Source organism: Microbacterium sp. 22179 (genome assembly GCF_052045715.1).
GTDB classification, from domain to species: Bacteria; Actinomycetota; Actinomycetes; order Actinomycetales; family Microbacteriaceae; genus Microbacterium; species Microbacterium galbinum.
The window spans coordinates 687,172-706,451 of record NZ_JBQEPJ010000001.1; the positions used below are offsets into that span (position 1 = coordinate 687,172).

A 19,280-nucleotide genomic window follows, 5' to 3' on the forward strand; every position below is an offset into this window, starting at 1 on the left:
GGAGGCAGAGGGAACGTATTGCCGCCAGGTCTCCTCGACCCGCTCGACCTCGTATGATCTGAACCTCACCGCGTCCCCCTCGTGGCGCCACCGATATATTCCAGTGCGTTCGGATGGTACCGGACGGTGATGCTGCTCATATTCACGGATAGCGGCGGGCGTCACACAGCGTCAACCCCCTTGTTCCCGGGCGCCGTCGTGTGCCAAGTTCGGCACCGACTCTCAGGAGGATGATGGCGACTCAACAGTCGGACGGCCCGCCGGCACCGCACGATCTCGGCGCCAGGTCCTGGCGTTTCGTCGCGCGCGGAACCGCGCGCAAGTTCGCCGACGACGGCGCTGCCGACATCGCGGCGGCGCTGACCTTCCACTCCGTGCTGGCCCTCGTACCAGCCATGCTCGTCGGCGTCTCGGTCGTCAGCCTCCTCGGAAGCGATTCCACGGCGGTGACGTTCGTTCTCGAGGTCGTGCGCGCCGTCGCGCCCGAGGAGACGGCGATGACGATCGCAGACGCCGTCGACGGCCTCGCGGACTCCGCTCTCGCGGGCCCCGCGCTGATCATCGGTATCGGACTCACGATCTGGGCCGTCGCCCGATACATCGCCGTCCTCGGCCGCGGGATGAATCGCGTCTACGACGTCGACGAGGGGCGTTCGCCCTGGGCTCTCAAGTCCATGCAGGTGGCGGTGGCGCTCGTCGTGCTCCTCGCCACGGCGGCTGCGGTGGCCGTGGGCGCCGCGAGTTCGTCCGTCGCCGCGGCCATCGGCGAGCAGCTCGGCGGCGGAGAGGCCGCACTTCTGGTCTGGCGGATCGCGCGCTGGCCGATACTGGTCGTGATCGTGGTCGCCACCGTCGCGTTCCTGTACGACCGTGCGCCGAACATCCGTCATCCGCGATTCCGTTGGCTCAGTTGGGGTGCGGCGCTGGCGATCGTCGTTCTCGCCATCGCCTCTCTCGCGTTCGGGCTGTACGTCTCGAGCATCGTCGACTACGAGCGCGTCTACGGGCAGCTCGCCGGCATCATCGTGCTCCTGCTCTGGCTGTGGATCGCGAACCTCGCTCTCGTTCTCGGAGTGGAGTTCGATGCGACGCTGGAGCGTGCGCGGGAGCTGAGCGCGGGGATCCCGGCAGAGGCGAGTCCGCGCCTCCCGCTGCGGGATCGATCACGGGTCGTCCGTAAGCAGGCGCGACGGAGCGCCGAGATCGCCGAGGCGCGTCGGCTCCGCGATCGGACGTGATCGCGCACTCGTCAGAGGGGCGGGTTCGCCGCGCCGACGGCGTGCGGACGCACCGGCCACGTACCGTCGACCGCGTCTTCCGGATCGAGGCGGCCGATGCTGATGAAGTACTCCGTCAGGCTCTCCGCCTGAGCCCGTGCCCACCCGATCTGCCGCGTATGCAGATCGTCGAGAGTGTCGGGCAGCGAGAACTGTCGCGCGATCGCCTGGGCCACCCGTCCCGCGGCGATGGCGTCGGCCGCGGCCTCGTGTGCGCCGTCGAGGGCCACCGCGTAATGGGCGGCGACGAGACTGAGAGTGCGCTTGCCCCTGCGGTAGCGATCGACGGCCTTGTCGATCACGAAGGGATCGATGATGGGCGCGGGATCGGACAGCGGGGCGAGTCCGTGTCGAACGGCCTCGTGCGCGAGGAGTGAGAAGTCGTAGGAGGCGTTGTACGCGACGACGGGGATGCCCTGATCGAGGAGCGAACGCAGAGCGATCAGCACCTGGGCGACGACTTCGCGTGCGGGGCGCCCCTCCGCCCGTGCCCGAGCGGTCGTGACGCCATGCACTGCGGTCGCCCCCTCCGGGATATCGACACCGGGGTCGGCGAGCCAGGTACGGGCCACGATTTGGTGGCCCTCGGCGTCGAGCACGCCGACATGCGCGGTGACGATGCGATCGGATGTGACGTCGATCCCCGTCGTCTCCAGGTCGAACACGCCGACACGGCGCAGCCAGGGCGGGAGCGGGAGATCGTCGGCCATGGGCCCACGCTAGATCCGGGCTCGGACATTCGGAGGGAGGCGCTCGGGAATCCGTAGACTCGTGACATGACCGTGCCCTCTCCGTACGCCGACCGCCTGGCTCGACTTCCCGTCGAGCGACGGGAGGCAGAAGTGCGCGGTGGCACGACGGCGTACTGGGTGTACGGCCCCGAGGACGCCGAGACCACGATCGTGGCCGTGCACGGCTTCCGCGGAGAGCATCACGGGCTGGAGCCGGTTCTTGCCTTCCTCCCCGAGGCACGCGTGATCGTGCCGGATCTGCCGGGCTTCGGTGAGACGGCTCCGCTTCCCGGACGCACGCACGACCTCGACGAGTACGCGGCGTGGCTCGGCGATTTCGTGGGGGAGGTCGCCCCCGGCGCCGTCATCCTCGGCCACTCGTTCGGGTCGATCGTCACGTCCGCGGCCGTGGCGCGCGGGCTCGTGACGCCCCGCCTGATCCTCCTCAATCCCATCGGGGCGCCGGCGCTGGAAGGCCCCAAGGGTGTGATGACACGGCTCGCCGTGCTGTACTACGCCCTGGGAGCGCGTCTGCCCGAACGCCTCGGAACCGCGCTTCTGCGCAACCGCCTCATCGTACGGGTGATGAGCATCACGATGGCCAAGACCTCCGACCCCGCTCTGCGCCGATTCATCCACGATCAGCACGACACGTACTTCTCGCGCTTCTCGGATCGCGACGTGCTCCGCGACGCCTTCGTGGCGAGCGTCTCGCACGACGTGCGCGGGTTCGCTCCCGACATCCACGTCCCGACGCTGCTGGTGGCCGCGCAGCGCGACGACATCACGCCGATCGAGGCCGAGCGCACGCTCGCGACGCTCTTCGACGACGCGTCGCTCGTCGAGATCGCCGAAGTCGGTCACCTGATCCACTACGAGACGCCGGCCGAGGCGGCCGGTGCGATCAGACGCTTCCTCCGGATTCCCGTCGCGCGAGGCCGATGAGTCCGGCGACGCGGAACGGGATGACCTCGCCCATCGCGAGAGACGTCTCCGTGCGCTCCACGCCCTCGATCGACAGGATCCGCGCGTCGGTGTCGAAGAGGTGACGCGCGTCGCGGCAGGCGACCCGTGCGAGCAGGTCGATCGAGCCGCTCAGCCCGTGCGCCTGCACGACCTCCGGGATGCGGGCGAGCTCGTTGATGATGCGCGGGAGCTCGGTCTGCCGCACCCCGATGCTGACGAACGCCTGCAGCGGGAAACCCAGCACGTCGGGGGAGAAGGCGCGTTCGTACGAGAGGAAGATCCCGGTCTGCTCGAGCCGGGTCATGCGCGCCTGGATCGTGTTGCGCGACAGCCGCAGGGTCTCTGCGAGCGCGACGATCGTGACGCGCGGGTCGTCGGCGAGAGCGGCGAGGATCTCGAGGTCGGTGCGGTCCAGTCCTGGCATAGTGCCAAACGATAGCAGCACGGATTCCTCGGATGCTTGGCAACATGCTCAAGCCCCTCTCGGATGCTTGAGCGACGTGTTCAGCGGACGTACGCTCGGGGCATGCCGGCATCGTCGCCGGCTCCAGCGCGAGAGCCTCACGAGGGCTGCTGAGAACGAGGAGGACGATGATGTCACCGCAGATCACTCCCATCGCCGACACCGAGCAGGATCTGGAGCTCACCGAGCGCCTCCTCGCTCCGGACGGCACCCGCGTGCGGCATCCGCAACTCGATCCCTTCGTCGCCGACGTCGACCACGAGATGCTCCGTGGACTGCTGCGCGACATGGTGGTGCTGCGGCGGATCGATGCCGAGGGTGTCGCGCTCCAGCGGCAGGGTCAGCTCGGCCTCTGGGCGCCGTGCCAAGGGCAGGAGGCGACGCAGATCGGCACCGCCCGGGCGCTGGAGGACCGCGACTACGTCTTCCCGAGCTACCGCGAGACCGGCGTCATCTACGCCCGGGGCGCTCAGCCCGGCGACTACGTGCGCATGTGGCGCGGTGAAGAGGGATCGGCGTACGATCCGGCCGAACTGCGGGTCGCACCGCTGCAGATCATCATCGGTGCGCAGACGCTGCACGCCGTCGGCTATGCGCTCGGCATCCGGCACGAGGGGGCCGACGAGGTCGCCGTGACCTACTTCGGCGACGGTGCCACGAGTCAGGGCGACGTGAACGAGGCGATGATCTTCGCGGCCTCGTACCGCGCCCCCGTCGTCTTCGTCTGCCAGAACAACCACTGGGCGATCTCCGAGCCGGTGGCGGTGCAGTCGCAGTACCCGATCGCCGGTCGCGCCCCCGGCTTCGGCATCCCGAGCCTGAGGGTCGACGGCAACGACGTCCTCGCCTGCCTCGCCGCGATGCGGTGGGCGCTCGATCACGCTCGTTCGGGCAGGGGGCCCGCCTACATCGAGGCGGTCACCTACCGGATGGGGCCGCACACGACCGCCGACGACCCCACGCGCTACCGGCCGGAGGGCGAGCTCGACGCGTGGCGCCGCCGCGACCCGATCAGCCGTCTCGAAGCGCACCTGCGCGCCGCGGGCGAGCTCTCCGAGGAGTACGTCGCGCAGACGCAGGAGACCGCCGACGCGGTCGCCAAAGAGATGCGGGCGCAGTGCCTCGGCATGGTGACCCGTCCGCCGCTGGCGGTCTTCGACGGTGTCTATGCCGAACCGCACACGGGTCTCGACCGCCAACGCGAGGAGTACGCCGAGTACCTCGCCGGCTTCGAGGAGGCGACGGCATGACGGAGCTGACTCTGGGCAAGGCGCTCGGCGCGGGATTGCGGAGGGCCATGCGCGACGACGACCGGGTCGTGCTCCTCGGCGAGGACATCGGCAAGCTCGGCGGCGTCTTCCGGATCACCGACGGTCTCCTCGACGAGTTCGGCGCCGGTCGTGTGATCGATACGCCGCTCGCGGAGTCCGGGATCGTCGGGACGGCGGTCGGACTCGCCTTCCGCGGCTATCGCCCGGTGGTCGAGATCCAGTTCGACGGATTCGTGTACCCGGCCTTCGATCAGATCGTGGCGCAGGTGGCGAAGCTGCACTATCGCACGCACGGGCGGGTGAAGATGCCGATCACGATCCGCATCCCGTGGGCCGGGGGCATCGGCGCCGCCGAGCACCATTCGGAATCGCCCGAGGCGTACTTCGTCCATACCGCGGGGCTGCGCGTCGTGGCAGTCTCGAACCCCGAGGACGCCTATCGCAGCCTGCGGCAGGCGATCGCCTCCGACGATCCGGTGATCTTCTTCGAACCGAAGCGCCTCTACCATCACAAGGGCGAGGTCGACCTGGATGCGCCGCTCGCGGATGCCGTACCGATGGGGCTCGCCCAGGTGGTCCGCGGGGGGACGGATGTGACCCTCGTCACCTACGGCGCGATGGTGTCCACCGCGCTCCAGGCCGCGTCGGCCGCGGAGGACGAGGGCGTATCGATCGAGGTCGTCGATCTGCGCTCCCTCTCGCCCGTCGACTACGACACGCTGGCCGCTTCCGTGCGCAAGACGGGTCGCGTCGTCGTCGCGCACGAGGCCTCGCGGGAGGCCGGTGTCGCCGCCGAGGTGATCGCGAGCATCACGGAGTTCTGCTTCGAGTACCTCGAGTCGGCGCCCCTGAGGGTGACGGGGCACGACGTGCCGTACCCGCCCGCGAAGCTCGAGAAGTACCACCTTCCCGATCTCGACCGGCTGCTGGATGCGGTCGATCGCGTGCTCGATCGCGGCGCGCGAACGGGGGTGGACGCATGATCGCCGAGTTCCGCCTCCCCGACCTCGGCGAGGGCCTCACGGAGGCCGAGGTCGTGCAATGGCTGGTCGCTCCCGGTGAGCAGGTCGCGCTCAACCAGACGCTGGCGGAGGTCGAGACGGCGAAAGCGGTCGTCGAACTCCCCTCGCCCTATGAGGGAACGGTGGCCGAGCTGCACGCCGACGCCGGAGAGACCGTCGCGGTCGGCTCGCCCCTGATCGCCTTCGAGGTCGTGGGCGAGGAAGCGGATGCCTCCGCTCCGACGGCCGGAGCGGAGCGGGCTCAGCCCAATCTCGTCGGATACGGGGCGGCCCCGTCGACGTCGGGGCGACCGGCGCGGCGCGCGCGGCGCGCAGCAACAAGCGTGCCGGTGATCGATGCGGCCGTGATCGAGGCCGCACCGCACGACGCGTCCCCCTCGGTCACGGCCGAGCCACCGGTCGTGGAGCGGCCGCGCTCGACCCCGCCCGTCCGCGCGTATGCGAAGCGCGCGGGCGTGGATCTCGCCGTGGTCGCGGCCGTCGTCGGCGATCGCCTGATCACCCGCGCAGACATCGATTCCTTCGCCTCGACCGCGGCGGATGCCGGAGGTCGGACAGTCGCGGCGCCACGGCGCGAGACCTCTCCCGCGTTCGGCGCATCGGAGGAGGGGGCGCGCGAGGTGCGCATCCCCATCCGGGGCGTGCGCAAGCACACGGCGGCGGCGATGGTCGAGAGCGCCTTCACCGCGCCGCACGTCACGGTCTTCCACACGGTCGACGTCACGGCCACGGTCGAACTGCTCGACTCGCTTCGCGCCGATCGTGTCTGGAGCAAGCACCGCATCGGCCCGCTCGCTGTCGTCGCGAAGGCCGTATGCCTGGCGCTCGGTCGAACGCCGGGATTGAACGCGCACTGGGACGAAGCGGCCGGGGAGATCGTCCAGTACCGCTACGTGGACCTCGGTATCGCTGCGGCGACGGACCGCGGACTCATCGTGCCGAACATCCGCGATGCCGAGGGTCTCGGCCTCGGCGGTATGGCGGATGCGATCCGCGATCTCGCGGCCACGGCTCGCGCGGGGAGGACCACGCCGGCGGAACTCCAGGGTGGAACGTTCTCGATCTCGAACATCGGGGTCTTCGGCATCGATGCCGGCACGCCGATCCTGCCGCCGGGGCAGTCGGGAATCCTCGCGGTGGGTGCGATCCGACGCCAGCCCTGGGAGCACCGCGGCGAGATCGCGCTGCGCGACATGATGACGCTGAGCCTCTCGTTCGATCACCGTCTGGTGGACGGGGCCGAGGGTGCGCGATTCCTGCGCGATGTCGCCGACGTGCTGCAGGAGCCGGGTCGGGCGATGCTCTTCGGTTAGCTGCGCAACGCCGCGGAGGCCATGCGCGCCAGCACGTCCCCGGTGGCCGCGTGGCGGCGCGCCGCAGCGCGCGTGCTGTGCGGCGTGGAGTTGATGAGGCCGAAACAGGCCTGCACGCGCAGACGCAACTCGTCGCGGTCGGCCGGAAGCAGGGGAGCGAGCGTGTCGATCCACAGTTCGATGTAGTCGCGCTGCACGCGGCGGACATCGTCGCGATCGTCGTCAGCGAGATGCACGACATCCCGGTCCTGTACCTGGATCACGGCGGCGTTGCGCAGGGCGAAGTCGACGTGGAAGCGGATCAGCGCCTCCATCCTCTCCTCGGCGTCCGCGTCAGCGGTCGCCACGCGTGTGCCGCCCGTCAGCAGATCGTGGCTGACCTTCACGAGCACGGAGCCGAGCAGCGCCTGCTTTCCCGCGAAATGGCGGTAGACGGCGGGGCCGGAGACGCCCACGGCAGCCCCGATGTCCTCGAGGCTGACGCCGTTGTAGCCGCGGGCGGCGAAGAGCAGCGCCGCCTCGTGACGGATCGCATCCGAGCGCTCCGCCTTGGCGCGATCACGAGCGGTGATCGGGGTTGTCATCTCAGTTAATCCTCGCTAACCTGAATAACCGGGTTAGTGCACACTAACCGAAGGATCGTGTGCAGCGCCAGCACCGTGGCTGCGCCGAAGCGTGTCGAGGAGGACACCGCGATGCCCGCAACCCAGCAGGCCCTCGCCGAGCAGTTGCACGAGCGACTCGCCGCCGCGGCACTCGGTGGCCCGGAGGCCTCGCGTCAGCGCCATGTCGCCCGGGGAAAGCTCCTGCCGCGCGAGCGCGTCGACCGACTTCTCGACGAGGGGAGTCCGTTCCTCGAGGTGGCGCCACTCGCGGCGGACGGGCTCTACGACGGCGAAGCGCCGGGCGCGGGAGTGATCGCCGGCATCGGACTGGTGCACGGCCGGCACGTGATGGTCGTCTGCAACGATGCGACCGTGAAGGGCGGCACCTACCTCCCGATGACGGTCAAGAAGCATCTGCGTGCTCAGGAGATCGCACGTGAGAACCGTCTGCCGTGCCTCTACCTGGTGGATTCCGGCGGGGCGTTCCTCCCCAAGCAGGACGAGGTCTTCCCCGACCGCGACCACTTCGGTCGCATCTTCTTCCACCAGGCACGGATGTCGGCCGAGGGCATCCCGCAGCTCGCCGCGGTGCTCGGATCCTGCACCGCGGGTGGCGCCTACGTACCGGCGATGAGCGACGAGACGGTCATCGTGCGCGGCCAGGGCACGATCTTCCTCGGTGGTCCGCCGCTGGTGAAGGCCGCGATCGGAGAGGTCGTCACGGCGGAGGAGCTCGGTGGGGGAGAGATGCACGCGCGCCGCAGCGGGGTGGTCGATCACCTCGCCGAGGACGACGAGCACGCCCTCGAGATCCTCCGGGATATCGTGCGCACGCTCCCGGCACCGCGTGAGCCGATCTGGGAGGTCCTCCCGACGCGCGAACCCGACGAAGCGGGCTCGCTGTACGACGTGGTCCCCGTCGACGTCAACGCCGCGTACGACGTGCACGCGGTGATCGATCGTCTGGTCGACGGCGGCAGCGTCCGCGAGTTCAAGGCGGAGTACGGCACGACGCTGGTGACCACCTTCGCCCGGATACACGGGCACCCCGTGGGCATCGTCGCGAACAACGGCGTGCTCTTCAGCGAGTCCGCACTCAAGGGAGCGCACTTCATCGAGCTGTGCGATCAGCGGGGCATCCCGCTCCTCTTCCTGCAGAACATCACCGGCTTCATGGTCGGCTCCGACGCCGAAGCCGGCGGGATCGCGAAGGACGGTGCGAAGATGGTCACCGCCGTCGCGAGCTGCCGGGTGCCGAAGCTGACCGTGATCATCGGCGGATCCTTCGGCGCGGGCAACTACTCGATGTGCGGGCGCGCCTACTCGCCGCGCTTCCTGTGGACGTGGCCCGCGAGCCGCATCTCGGTGATGGGCGGTAACCAGGCGGCATCCGTCCTGGCGACCGTGAAGGAGGACCAGCTCACCGGCCGCGGAGAGTCCTGGACCCCGGAGCAGCGCGCCGACTTCGAAGAACCGATCCGTGCCCAGTACGAGGAGCAGGGCGAGCCGTACTACGCGACCGCCCGCCTCTGGGACGACGGGATCGTCGACCCGCAGCAGACGCGGCACATGCTCGGGCTCGCCCTCGACGTCGTCTCGCGCGCGCCGCTGCCCGAACCGCGCTTCGGCGTCTTCCGGATGTGAGTGGGATGAGCGAGCACCTCTTCGACACGGTCCTCGTCGCGAACCGCGGCGAGATCGCACGGCGCGTGATCCGCACCCTCACCGCGCTCGACATCCGCAGCGTCGCGGTCTACAGCGACGCCGACGCGGATGCCCCTCACGTGCGCGAGGCAGACGAGGCGGTGCGGATCGGCCCGGCCCCGGCGAGCGCTTCGTACCTCGACATCGACGCGATCATCGCGGCGGCCGTCGACACGGGCGCCCAGGCCATTCACCCCGGTTACGGTTTCCTCTCCGAGAGCGTCGGCCTCGCCGAAGCCTGCCGCGCGAACGGCATCGTCTTCATCGGCCCCGGCATCGAGGCGCTGCAGATCATGGGTGACAAGGCGCGCGCCCGCAAGCATGTGGTGCGTCACGGCGTGCCCGTGGTCCCGGGCTTCGACGCCGCGGGGCTCGACGACGATCGGATCGCGCACGAGGCGGATGCCGTCGGCTACCCGCTGCTCGTGAAGCCGAGTGCCGGCGGCGGCGGGAAGGGGATGGAGGTCGTCGCGGCGGCATCCGATCTGTCCGGTGCGCTGGCTTCCGCACGCCGCGTCGCGGCAGCGGCCTTCGGCGACGATTCCCTGGTTCTCGAACGCCTGCTCCGGCGTCCCCGGCACATCGAGGTGCAGGTGTTCGGTGACGTCCACGGCACGGTCATCGCCCTCGGCGAGCGCGAATGCACGCTCCAGCGGCGGCACCAGAAGGTGATCGAGGAGGCGCCGTCGGTCGGCATCTCCGCCGCCACCCGGGAGGACCTCTTCCGGGCGGCGGTGCGCGCTGCCGAGAGCGTGTCGTACGTCGGCGCGGGCACGGTCGAGTTCCTGATCGACGCCGACGACCCGACGGAGGTGTTCTTCATCGAGATGAACACCCGCCTGCAGGTCGAGCATCCGGTCACCGAGGAGGTGACGGGTCTCGATCTCGTGGCGCTGCAGTTACGCGTCGCGGCAGGGCTCGCCCTCGATGCCGCGCCCGTCGTGCACGGTCATGCGGTCGAGGCGCGCGTCTACGCCGAGGCGCCCGAACGGGGCTTCGTACCCTCGACGGGAACCGTCCTGCTCTTCACACCCCCGCCGGGTGTGCGCGTCGACTCCGCCGTCGAGACCGGATCCGAGGTATCGGGGTTCTACGACCCGATGATCGCGAAGATCATCGCCGTGGCAGACGATCGCGAGACCGCACTGCGGCGTCTCGACATCGCTCTCTCACGCACCGTCGTGCTGGGTGTCGAGACGAACATCGCGTTCCTGCGCACCCTCTGCCAGGACGAGCGCGTGCGAGCCGGCGACCTCGACACCGGGCTCATCGAGACCCTGCTCCCGATCGCACCGGAGCCGCCGTCACCCGGCATGCTCGACGCGGCTTCGCGGGTCGTGCTCTCCGACCCGGCGGACGCCGATGCGCTGTTCCCGTGGAACGACGGCTCAGGATGGCGTCTCAGCGGCGTTCCGTCGGCCGCAGCGGCGCGAGTGTTCCTCACCGACGATGACGCCGTCGTGGAGGCGTCACCCCTCGACGGCGTGCGGCGCTACGCGGTCGCACGAGCCGATGCGGACGGAGCGATCTGGGTCGCCGAGGACGGGCGCGGCGTGCGCTTGCGCCCGCTCGACCGTCGCGCAGCGCTCGATCGTCGCCTCGCTGCCCGGTCCGACGCGGCATCCGCCACCGAGCCGGAGGGGCGGGCGCCCATGCCGGGGAGCGTGGTCGCGGTGCACGTGCGGGATGGCGACCATGTGAGGGCGGGAGCAGCCCTCGTGTCGATCGAGGCGATGAAGATGGAGCACCCGGTGCTCGCTCCGCACGACGGTGTCGTGCGGGTGCTCGTGGCCGTGGGCGATCAGGTGCGGCGCGGCGAATCCGTCGTGCGCGTGATGACGGATACGACGACGGAGGAGACAGACACATGGACGACCTGAGCCCCGAGGAGCGTGAACTCGCCGGCATGGTGCGCGAGTTCGCCGAGACCGTCGTCGCTCCGCGCTCGTACGAGGCGGACCGCACGCACACCCTGCCGATGGACGTGGTCGCGCAGATGGGAGATCTCGGACTGTTCGGCCTGCCCTTCCCGGAGGAGTACGGCGGACAGGGCGGTGACTATCTCGCGCTGGGCATCGCGATCGAGGCACTCGCCCGGGTCGATCAGTCGATCGCGATCACGCTCGAGGCCGGTGTGAGCCTCGGCGCCATGCCGATCTTCCGCTTCGGCACGGAGACGCAGAAGAACGAGTTGCTCCCCGACCTGCTCGCCGGCCGCGCCCTGGCCGGCTTCGGGCTCACCGAACCGGAGGCGGGGAGCGACGCCGGTGCCACGCGCACGACCGCACGACTCGACGGCGAGGACTGGGTCGTCGACGGCACCAAGCAGTTCATCACGAACTCCGGCACTCCGATCACGCGTTTCGTGACCGTCACGGCGGTGACGGGGAGTGTGGACGGTCGCAAGGAGATCTCGACGATCATCGTGCCGAACGGCACGCCCGGTTTCACGGTCGAAGCGCCGTACGACAAGGTGGGGTGGAACGCCTCCGACACGCATCCGCTCACCCTCGACGGGGTGCGGGTTCCCGCCGCGAACCTGCTCGGTGAGCGGGGAGAGGGCTTCCGCAATTTCCTCAGCATCCTCGACGAGGGGCGCATCGCCATCGCCGCACTCGCCACCGGCGCGGCCGAGGGCTGCCTCGAGGAGGCCGTCGCCTATGCGAAGAGCCGCACGGTCTTCGGCAGCGCGCTGAGCACCCGGCAGAACGCCCAGTTCACGCTGGCACGCATGCGGGCGCGTGTGCACACGGCCCGTCTCGCCTGGCACCATGCGGCACGGTTGCGCGACGAGGGCCGCCCGTTCGCGGAGCAGGCGGCGATCGCGAAGCTCGTCGCGGGCGAGGCGGCGATGGACAACGCCCGCGATGCCACGCAGATCTTCGGCGGCAACGGGTTCATGAACGAGTTCCCCGTGGCGCGCCACTATCGCGACTCGAAGATCCTCGAGATCGGCGAGGGAACCACCGAGGTGCAGCTGCTCGTGATCGCGCGGGGCCTCGGACTCGCCGGGTAGCGTGGGGGCATGAGCGCGCAGGAGATCGTCCAGAGGGGCCTCTACTTCGAGGAGTTCGAACTCGAGACCCGCTATCTGCACCGCCCGGGTCGCACGGCCACCGAGGCCGACAACGTGCTGTTCACGACCCTCACGATGAACACGCAGGCCCTGCACCTCGATGCGGCGTTCGCCGAGGCGCAGGAGCCCTTCCACGACCGCCTCATGAACTCGATGTGGACGCTCTCGACGATGGTCGGCGCATCGGTCGCCCAGCTGACGCAGGGCACGCTCGTCGCACAGCTCGGACTCGGTGACATCCGCTTCCCGCATCCGCTCTTCGCGGGCGACACCCTGTACACCGAGAGCGTCGTGACCGGCATGCGGCCCTCGTCGTCGCGTCCGACGCAGGGGATCGTGGAGATCGCCCACACCGGCCGCAACCAGGACGGCACGGTCGTCGCGACCGCCACCCGCTCGGTGCTCGTGCGCCGCCGGCCCGAGGGGACCTCGTGACCTTCGACCTGGGACCCGCACTCCTGTTCTGCCCGGCGGACCGTCCGGAGAGATTCGCGAAGGCGGCGGAACGGGCGGATGCCGTCATCCTCGACCTCGAGGACGCCGTGCTCCCGGCGGCGAAAGCGTCCGCGCGCGAGAACGTGCGGGCGGCCGCCCTCGATCCGGCGCGCGTCATCGTGCGCGTCAACGCGCCGGGCAGTGCGGAGTTCGCCGCCGATCTGGCCGCCGTGGCTGCCTCGCCGTTCCGGACGGTCATGGTCGCGAAGACGGAGGAGCCCTCGACTCTCGACGTCTTCGACACGGACTACGCCGTGATCGCTCTCTGCGAGACCGCCCGAGGGGTGCAGGCGGCCGAGAGCATCGCGGAGCACGAGCGGGTCGTCGCCCTCATGTGGGGTGCGGAGGATCTGGTCGCCTCGCTCGGCGGCACATCGAGCCGTCGTCCGGACGGCACGTACCGCGACGTCGCCCGGTACGCGCGTACGCGGGTCCTGCTCTCCGCCGGCGCGCACGGCAAGGGGGCGATCGACGCCGTGCACGTCGACATCGACGACGTCGACGGCCTGGAGGAGGAGGCCTCGGATGCCGTCGCCTCCGGGTTCCGCGCGACGGCGTGCATCCACCCCTCGCAGGTGCCGGTGATCCGCGCGGCCTACCGTCCCGATCCGGCGAGCGTCGAGTGGGCGCGCGGAGTGCTCGCGGTGGCCGAGGAGGAGCGGGGCGTCTTCCGGTTCGAGGGCCGGATGGTCGACGAACCGGTGTTGCGGCACGCCCGGTCGATCGTCGCGCGGGCGAACTGAGCGGGCACGCGCCCGCCCACGCCTCTCAGAGCAGAACGGTCTCTTCGAGCAGGCGCAGCGAACCCGGTGACGCCTCGAACCGCGTTGCGGAGCCGTTGCGGATGATGTCGCCGACGCGGGGGAGCGTGCCTCCCGAGACGTGGTCGATCAGCGAGCGGATCACGCCACCGTGCGCGACCACGATGACGGACTCCGCAAGGGGAGCCGAACGGCGACGCGCATCGAGGGCGATCCGATCGAGCGCCCTGAGCGCTCGATCAGCCACGCCCTGGAGCGTCTCGGCGCCGGGAACTTCGGCGTCCCAGTCGCCGTAGGTCTCGAGGTAGTCGGCGACGAGCATGCCCTCGCCCTCGCCGAACTCGCGCTCGCGCAGATCCGCATCGAGTGCGGGAGTGTCGAGTCCGAGTTCCGCCGCGATGATCTCCGCCGTCTCACGGGCTCGCTTCAGCGGGCTGGCGTAGATGGTGTGGTGCACGCCGCCCGCGAGCTGTCCCGCCGCCCATCGGGCATCGGCCCGGCCGGTGTCGTTCAGCGGGATGTCGGTCGATCCCTGGATACGGCGGGCCAGGTTCCAGTCGGTCTGGCCGTGGCGGACGAGGGTGAGCAGAGTCACGAGAGAAGCTCCTGCAGGGCGGGGAGCACGTCACTGGTGCCGGCGGCGATGGTGACATCGGCCCAGGCATCCGCGCGGGTCGGCTCGCGGTTGACGATGATCAGGGGGATGCTGCGGCGGCGCGCGCGCTCGACGAGCCGCACGCCGGAGTTCACGACGAGCGAGGAGCCGGCGACGATCATCGCCGTGCTCGACCGCAGCAGGGACTCCGCGGCGCGGAAGCGGTCCTGCGGAACGTACTCGCCGAAGAACACGACGTCGGGCTTGAGCATGCCGTCGCAGACGGTGCATCGGGGGATCACGAAACCTTCGACGCTCTCGGGGAGAACATCGCCGTCCGGCGCGAGCGGCACGTTCTCCGGCACCGTGATCCAGGGGTTGAGTTCTTCGATCTGCCCGGCGACGTCGCGGCGGTCGAAGACCTGCCCGCAGTGCAGGCACAGCACGCGGCGCATCGTGCCGTGCACCTCGATCACGTGCGAGCTCCCGGCTCGCAGGTGCAGACCGTCGACGTTCTGCGTGATCACACCGCTGACGACGCCGGCGGACTCCATCTCCGCGAGCGCACGGTGCCCGGGGTTCGGGTCGGCGCGGGCGAACGCGCGCCACCCGAGATGACCGCCGACCCAGTACCGACGCCGCGCGGCCTCGTCGCCGAGGTAGGTCTGGATCGTCATCGGGTTGCTCCGTGGCGTGGCGCCCTCGCCGCGATAGGCGGGGATCCCCGAGTCCGTCGAGACACCCGCGCCCGTGAGGAGGGCGATGCGCCGACCTCGCAGGAGGTCGGCCGCCTTCTCGATGCGGAGCCGGAGCTCGTCGTCTGCGATCGTGGTCACTAATCCTCCCCGTGTGATTCTACGGGGCCGGCCGATGCCCGGCTCCCTCGAGGCACGGCCCGCGCATGGGAAGGTGGGAGTCTATGGACATCCTGCACATCGACTCGTCGACGGACCCGCGACTCGACGAGTACCGGTCGCTCACCGACACGGCCCTGCGGAGCATCCGGGAACCGGCCGGCGGGCTGTACATCGCCGAGTCGTCGAAGGTGATCGAGCGCGCGATCCGTGCGGGGCATTCGCCGAGGTCGGTGCTGGTGCAGGAGCGGCGGCTCGACGGCATCCGCAGCATCGTCGCCGGGTTCGACGTGCCCGTGTACGTGGTGCCCGACGACGTCGCCGAGGCGGTCACCGGGTTCGCTGTGCATCGCGGGGCGATCGCGTCGATGCACCGTCCGCCCCTGCCGTCGGTCGCCGAGACCCTGGGCGGGCGGAAGAGCGCTCGGTCGCGCATCGCGATCCTCGAGGGGCTCGCCGACCACACGAACATCGGGGCGCTGTTCCGGTCGGCCGCGGCGCTCGGCGTCGACGCGATCCTCATCTCGCCGGACTGCTCGGACCCGCTGTACCGCCGCGCGGTGCGCGTCTCGATGGGCACCGTGTTCCAGGTGCCCTGGACGCGGATCTCGGAGTGGCCCGCGGGCATCCATGAGCTGCAGGACGCCGGCTACGTCGTCGCGGGCATGACGCTGGGCGAGGGAGCGATCACTCTCGACGACCTCGTCGCCGAGGATCATGACAGGCTCGCGCTGGTGTTCGGCACCGAGGGCCATGGCATCACGCCCGCCACCGACGCGATCCTCGACCGCCGGGTGACGATCCCGATGATGGGGGGCGTGGATTCCCTCAACGTGGCCGCCGCATCCGCGGTCGCTTTCTACGCCACCCGTTAGCCGAGGCCCGAGGCGCTGTCGAGGGCGCCCACCGCAGCCGCGAGCGCGGTGAGCCGAGCCTCCCGATCCCCGGTGAGCTCGATGACCCTCGCGCGATCTCCGCGCAGGTCGCGATCGTCGTAGATCTCGAGGAGGGCGGCGTCCATCGCGGAGCGCAGCGCCGGATCCTCCTCGTCGTGCACCCAGATGCGGTCGTGCGGGTTCAACGGCAGGAGTGCCACCAGGTCGACGTTCTGCATCGCGTCGGAGATCATTGCCTCGGCGCGCTCGAGAACCTCCGCCGGCACGCTTCCCCGGCCCAGGTCCTCCCACGCCCGAAGATAGGCGAGGAAATCGAGCGGACCGCGTTCGGCGATCAGGCGTTCGTGCGGGTCGAGCGAGACGAGCCGTCGGGCGCTGATCGCCAACTGGGCGAGGAATGTCGCCGGCCCGGGATCGTCCTGCCCCTCACCGAGCACCTCGAACGGGTCGGGGAGATGACTGATGCCCGGATGGAGGCCGAGGAAGTCCGCGATCAGAGTGCTCTTGCCGCTCGCATGCGTGCCGGAGACGACGATGCGCACGGGGATCAGTGGCTATCGGGGAAGATGATCGGCGACGGCTCCGGGCGCTTCGCCGCGATGTGGTCTCCGGAGGACTGGTGGCGCAACCGGCGCAGGACCCAGGGCACCAGGTGTTCGCGCGCCCAGCCGAGGTCTTCGGCCCGGGCCTCGCGCCACGTGCGGATCGGCAGCGGCTCCGGCTGCAGCGACTCGAGATCGTTCGGCACGTTCAGCGCGCGCAGCACCATGCGCGCGACCTCGTGGTGACCGAGGGAGTTGTAGTGCAGGCGGTCGTCGTCGAAGAACCGCATGTCCTGCACGACCTTCAGAGCCCACTGATCGGCCACGATGCAGTCGTGCCGCTCGGCGATCGCGCGGACGTTCTCGTTGTAGATCGCGACCTTGCCTCGGAACCCGCGGAACACCGGTGTGAATGCGGTGTCGACGCCGGTGAAGAGGAGCACGGCCGCGCCGGTGGAGGCGAGCCGGGTGACGGCATCCTCCAGCTGTGCCGCGATCGCATCGGGATCGGTTCCGGGGCGGATGACGTCGTTGCCGCCCGCGCAGATCGACACCAGATCGGGGTGCAGCGCGACGGCCGGCTCGATCTGGTCGTGCACGATCTGGGAGATGAGCTTGCCGCGGACCGCGAGGTTCGCGTAGGCGAAGTCGTCGACCTGCGCGGCGAGCACCTCGGCGACACGGTCGGCCCAGCCGCGATGGCCCCCGGGGTTCGTGGGATCGGGGTCGCCGATGCCCTCGGTGAAGGAATCCCCGATGGCCACGAAACGACGCCACGGGTGCACCGACTCGTTGGGGACGTAGGGGGTCCGGGTCGAATCCTGGTCTGTCATCCAGCTCTCCTTCGCGAACGCGCGCGGCTCGACGATCGCGGCTGCGCAGTGACCGAGCCTACTCCGCCGGGCGCGTCGGGGAGGGGCGCGCGCCGATGTCCGACGGAGCGATTATCGTGGAGCCGATGCTCTCTCCGTCCTTCCCACAGCGCGCCCCCTGGGGAACCGCGAACAAGCTGCGCGCCTGGCAGCAGGAGGCGCTCGAACAGTACTTCGCCGCCGGCCAGAGGGACTTCCTCGTGGCCGCGACGCCGGGCGCCGGAAAGACCACCTTCGCCCTCACCCTCGCGGTCGAACTCATGCGCACGGGCGAGGTCAATCGCATCATCGTCGTCGCCCCCACCGAGCACCTCAAGACGCAGTGGGCCGATGCCGCGGCACGGGTGCACATCCGCCTCGATCCGCGTTTCCGCAACAGCGACTGGGCGCCGGCACGGCACTATCACGGAGCGGTCGTGACCTACGCGCAGGTCGCGGCGAAGTCGTCCGTGCACCGGCACCTGACCGAAGACGCCAAGACGCTGGTGATCCTCGACGAGGTGCACCACGGCGGCGACGCGCTCAGCTGGGGTGATGCGATCCGCGACGCCTACGGCCCCGCGAAGCGGCGGCTCCTGCTCTCCGGCACGCCGTTCCGCAGCGACACCGCACCGATCCCGTTCGTGGAGTACCACCCCGACGAATCCGGCGCGCGCATCTCTCGCACCGACTACAACTACGGCTACGGCCGCGCCCTCGCCGACGGTGTCGTGCGTCCCGTGCTCTTCCACATGTACGCGGGCAAGATGCGCTGGCGCACGACGTCGGGCGACGAGCTCGAGACGCATCTCGGGCAGGACAACACCAAGGACGTCACCTCGCAGGCCTGGCGCACGGCGCTCGATCCCGAGGGGGAGTGGATGCCGGCGGTGCTCTCCGCCGCCGACCGCCGCCTCACCGAGATCCGTCACCACGTGCCCGACGCGGGTGGTCTGGTGCTCGCGACCGATCAGACGGTCGCCCGTGCCTACGCCAAGATCCTGCACAGCATCACCGGCCAGCAGGCGACGGTCGTGCTCTCCGACGACGCCACCGCCTCGGAGCGCATCGAGAAGTTCAGCGCGGGCGAGCAGCGCTGGATGGTGGCCGTCCGGATGGTGTCGGAGGGCGTCGACGTGCCGCGCCTCGCGGTCGGCGTGTATGCGACCTCGTCGTCGACGCCGCTGTTCTTCGCGCAGGCGATCGGTCGATTCGTGCGCGCGCGTCGTCGGGGCGAGGCCGCCAGCGTCTTCCTCCCGCAGGTGCCCGTGCTCATGGGCCTCGCGAACGAGATGGACAAGCAGCGCGACCACGCGCTCGACCGGCAGTCGAAGGACGACGACGGCCTCGAGGACTCCCTGCTCGAGAGCGCCAATCGCGAGGAGGAGACCTCCGACGCGCTCACTCAGGAGTTCAGCTATCAGGCGCTGTCGTCCGTCGCGCACTTCGACCGGGTCGTGTTCGAGGGCCAGGAGTTCGGGCAGTTGGCCGAGCCCGGCACCCCCGAAGAAGAGGAGTTCATCGGGTTCCCCGGCCTCCTCGAGCCCGAGCACGTGCACGAGCTGCTCATGCAGCGGCAGTCCCGGCAATCGCGGCTGCGCGAGGCTCGTGAAGCTTCGGCCGGCCCGACCGAGACGACGACGCTTCCGCCGCCTCTGCACCGAACCCTCAAGGAGCAGCGTCAGCTCCTCAACAGCCTGGTCGGTCTCTACGCGCGGCAGAAGGGCGAACCGCACGGCGCGGTGCACGCCGAGCTGCGCCGCATCTGCGGGGGGCCGGCGGTCGCGCAGGCCACCGTCACCCAGTTGCAGTCCCGGATCGAGGTCCTCCGCAAGCGCGTTCGTTCTTGAGCGCTTCG

General features: G+C 70.1%; 19 protein-coding genes. 12 read left to right on the forward strand and 7 right to left on the reverse strand.

What is annotated here, in order from left to right:
* Positions 1-230 precede the first annotated feature (230 nt).
* Entirely contained in the window at positions 231-1,238 is a 1,008-nt protein-coding gene (locus ACTJKK_RS03345; RefSeq protein ID WP_440747000.1) for a YihY/virulence factor BrkB family protein, read from the forward strand.
* A gap of 11 nt (positions 1,239-1,249) precedes the next feature.
* Here ACTJKK_RS03345 and ACTJKK_RS03350 read toward each other — a convergent pair whose 3' ends face one another.
* A complete protein-coding gene (locus ACTJKK_RS03350; RefSeq protein ID WP_440747001.1) occupies positions 1,250-1,987 on the reverse strand; it encodes an exonuclease domain-containing protein in 738 nt (245 codons plus the stop codon).
* 66 nt (positions 1,988-2,053) lie between these two features.
* On the opposite strand from ACTJKK_RS03350, the gene ACTJKK_RS03355 reads away from it, so the two are divergent.
* Positions 2,054-2,953 (forward strand): alpha/beta fold hydrolase, encoded by a 900-nt coding sequence (locus ACTJKK_RS03355; protein ID WP_440747002.1) that lies wholly within the window; start codon positions 2,054-2,056, stop codon positions 2,951-2,953.
* Here ACTJKK_RS03355 and ACTJKK_RS03360 read toward each other — a convergent pair.
* The gene (locus ACTJKK_RS03360; RefSeq protein WP_247622526.1) at positions 2,913-3,398 is read right to left on the reverse strand and encodes an Lrp/AsnC family transcriptional regulator; all 486 of its coding nucleotides are present in this window, start codon (positions 3,396-3,398) and stop codon (positions 2,913-2,915) included. The two genes, ACTJKK_RS03355 and ACTJKK_RS03360, sit on opposite strands and share 41 nt — an antisense overlap.
* A 170-nt stretch (positions 3,399-3,568) precedes the next feature.
* Between ACTJKK_RS03360 and pdhA the strand changes: the two genes are divergently transcribed.
* The 3 genes from pdhA to ACTJKK_RS03375 are packed head-to-tail and all read left to right on the forward strand — an operon-like array spanning position 3,569 to position 7,043.
* On the forward strand, positions 3,569-4,687 hold the full coding sequence (pdhA, locus tag ACTJKK_RS03365) for a pyruvate dehydrogenase (acetyl-transferring) E1 component subunit alpha (protein ID WP_440747201.1): 1,119 nt from the start codon (positions 3,569-3,571) through the stop codon (positions 4,685-4,687).
* Positions 4,684-5,691 carry an alpha-ketoacid dehydrogenase subunit beta gene (locus tag ACTJKK_RS03370; RefSeq protein WP_440747003.1) on the forward strand — a complete coding sequence of 336 codons (1,008 nt, stop codon included), beginning with the start codon at positions 4,684-4,686 and terminating at the stop codon, positions 5,689-5,691. The genes pdhA and ACTJKK_RS03370 overlap by 4 nt, the downstream gene beginning before the upstream one ends.
* Positions 5,688-7,043 carry a dihydrolipoamide acetyltransferase family protein gene (locus ACTJKK_RS03375; protein WP_440747004.1) on the forward strand — a complete coding sequence of 452 codons (1,356 nt, stop codon included), beginning with the start codon at positions 5,688-5,690 and terminating at the stop codon, positions 7,041-7,043. Before ACTJKK_RS03370 ends, ACTJKK_RS03375 begins: the two co-directional genes overlap by 4 nt.
* On the opposite strand, the gene ACTJKK_RS03380 is transcribed toward ACTJKK_RS03375, so the two are convergent.
* Positions 7,040-7,627: a TetR/AcrR family transcriptional regulator gene (locus ACTJKK_RS03380; RefSeq protein WP_440747005.1), complete on the reverse strand. Its 588-nt coding sequence runs from the start codon at positions 7,625-7,627 to the stop codon at positions 7,040-7,042. The genes ACTJKK_RS03375 and ACTJKK_RS03380 overlap by 4 nt on opposite strands.
* Before the next feature lie 111 nt (positions 7,628-7,738).
* Between ACTJKK_RS03380 and ACTJKK_RS03385 the strand changes: the two genes are divergently transcribed.
* The 5 genes from ACTJKK_RS03385 to ACTJKK_RS03405 are packed head-to-tail and all read left to right on the forward strand — an operon-like array spanning position 7,739 to position 13,666.
* The gene (locus tag ACTJKK_RS03385) at positions 7,739-9,292 is read left to right on the forward strand and encodes a carboxyl transferase domain-containing protein (protein WP_440747006.1); all 1,554 of its coding nucleotides are present in this window, start codon (positions 7,739-7,741) and stop codon (positions 9,290-9,292) included.
* A 5-nt stretch (positions 9,293-9,297) separates the two neighbouring features.
* Positions 9,298-11,232: an ATP-binding protein gene (locus ACTJKK_RS03390; protein WP_440747007.1), complete on the forward strand. Its 1,935-nt coding sequence runs from the start codon at positions 9,298-9,300 to the stop codon at positions 11,230-11,232.
* Positions 11,220-12,368, forward strand: coding sequence for an acyl-CoA dehydrogenase family protein (locus ACTJKK_RS03395; protein ID WP_404596426.1), 1,149 nt, complete (start codon positions 11,220-11,222; stop codon positions 12,366-12,368). The genes ACTJKK_RS03390 and ACTJKK_RS03395 overlap by 13 nt, the downstream gene beginning before the upstream one ends.
* Positions 12,369-12,377: 9 nt before the next feature.
* Entirely contained in the window at positions 12,378-12,863 is a 486-nt protein-coding gene (locus ACTJKK_RS03400) for a MaoC family dehydratase (RefSeq protein WP_440747008.1), read from the forward strand.
* On the forward strand, positions 12,860-13,666 hold the full coding sequence (locus ACTJKK_RS03405; RefSeq protein WP_440747009.1) for an HpcH/HpaI aldolase/citrate lyase family protein: 807 nt from the start codon (positions 12,860-12,862) through the stop codon (positions 13,664-13,666). The genes ACTJKK_RS03400 and ACTJKK_RS03405 overlap by 4 nt, the downstream gene beginning before the upstream one ends.
* 25 nt (positions 13,667-13,691) lie before the next feature.
* On the opposite strand, the gene ACTJKK_RS03410 is transcribed toward ACTJKK_RS03405, so the two are convergent.
* The gene (locus tag ACTJKK_RS03410) at positions 13,692-14,279 is read right to left on the reverse strand and encodes a histidine phosphatase family protein (protein ID WP_440747010.1); all 588 of its coding nucleotides are present in this window, start codon (positions 14,277-14,279) and stop codon (positions 13,692-13,694) included.
* Complete coding sequence (locus ACTJKK_RS03415; protein ID WP_440747011.1) at positions 14,276-15,115, reverse strand: Sir2 family NAD-dependent protein deacetylase; 840 nt, start codon at positions 15,113-15,115, stop codon at positions 14,276-14,278. The genes ACTJKK_RS03410 and ACTJKK_RS03415 overlap by 4 nt, the downstream gene beginning before the upstream one ends.
* 83 nt (positions 15,116-15,198) lie before the next feature.
* On the opposite strand from ACTJKK_RS03415, the gene ACTJKK_RS03420 reads away from it, so the two are divergent.
* Positions 15,199-16,008, forward strand: a complete 810-nt coding sequence (locus ACTJKK_RS03420) for a TrmH family RNA methyltransferase (protein ID WP_440747012.1) — start codon at positions 15,199-15,201, stop codon at positions 16,006-16,008.
* Here ACTJKK_RS03420 and ACTJKK_RS03425 read toward each other — a convergent pair.
* On the reverse strand, positions 16,005-16,571 hold the full coding sequence (locus ACTJKK_RS03425; protein WP_440747013.1) for an AAA family ATPase: 567 nt from the start codon (positions 16,569-16,571) through the stop codon (positions 16,005-16,007). The genes ACTJKK_RS03420 and ACTJKK_RS03425 overlap by 4 nt on opposite strands.
* Before the next feature lie 5 nt (positions 16,572-16,576).
* Positions 16,577-17,404, reverse strand: coding sequence for an SGNH/GDSL hydrolase family protein (locus ACTJKK_RS03430; protein WP_440747014.1), 828 nt, complete (start codon positions 17,402-17,404; stop codon positions 16,577-16,579).
* A gap of 125 nt (positions 17,405-17,529) precedes the next feature.
* Between ACTJKK_RS03430 and ACTJKK_RS03435 the strand changes: the two genes are divergently transcribed.
* Entirely contained in the window at positions 17,530-19,272 is a 1,743-nt protein-coding gene (locus ACTJKK_RS03435; RefSeq protein WP_440747015.1) for a DEAD/DEAH box helicase, read from the forward strand.
* Positions 19,273-19,280: the final 8 nt, after the last annotated feature.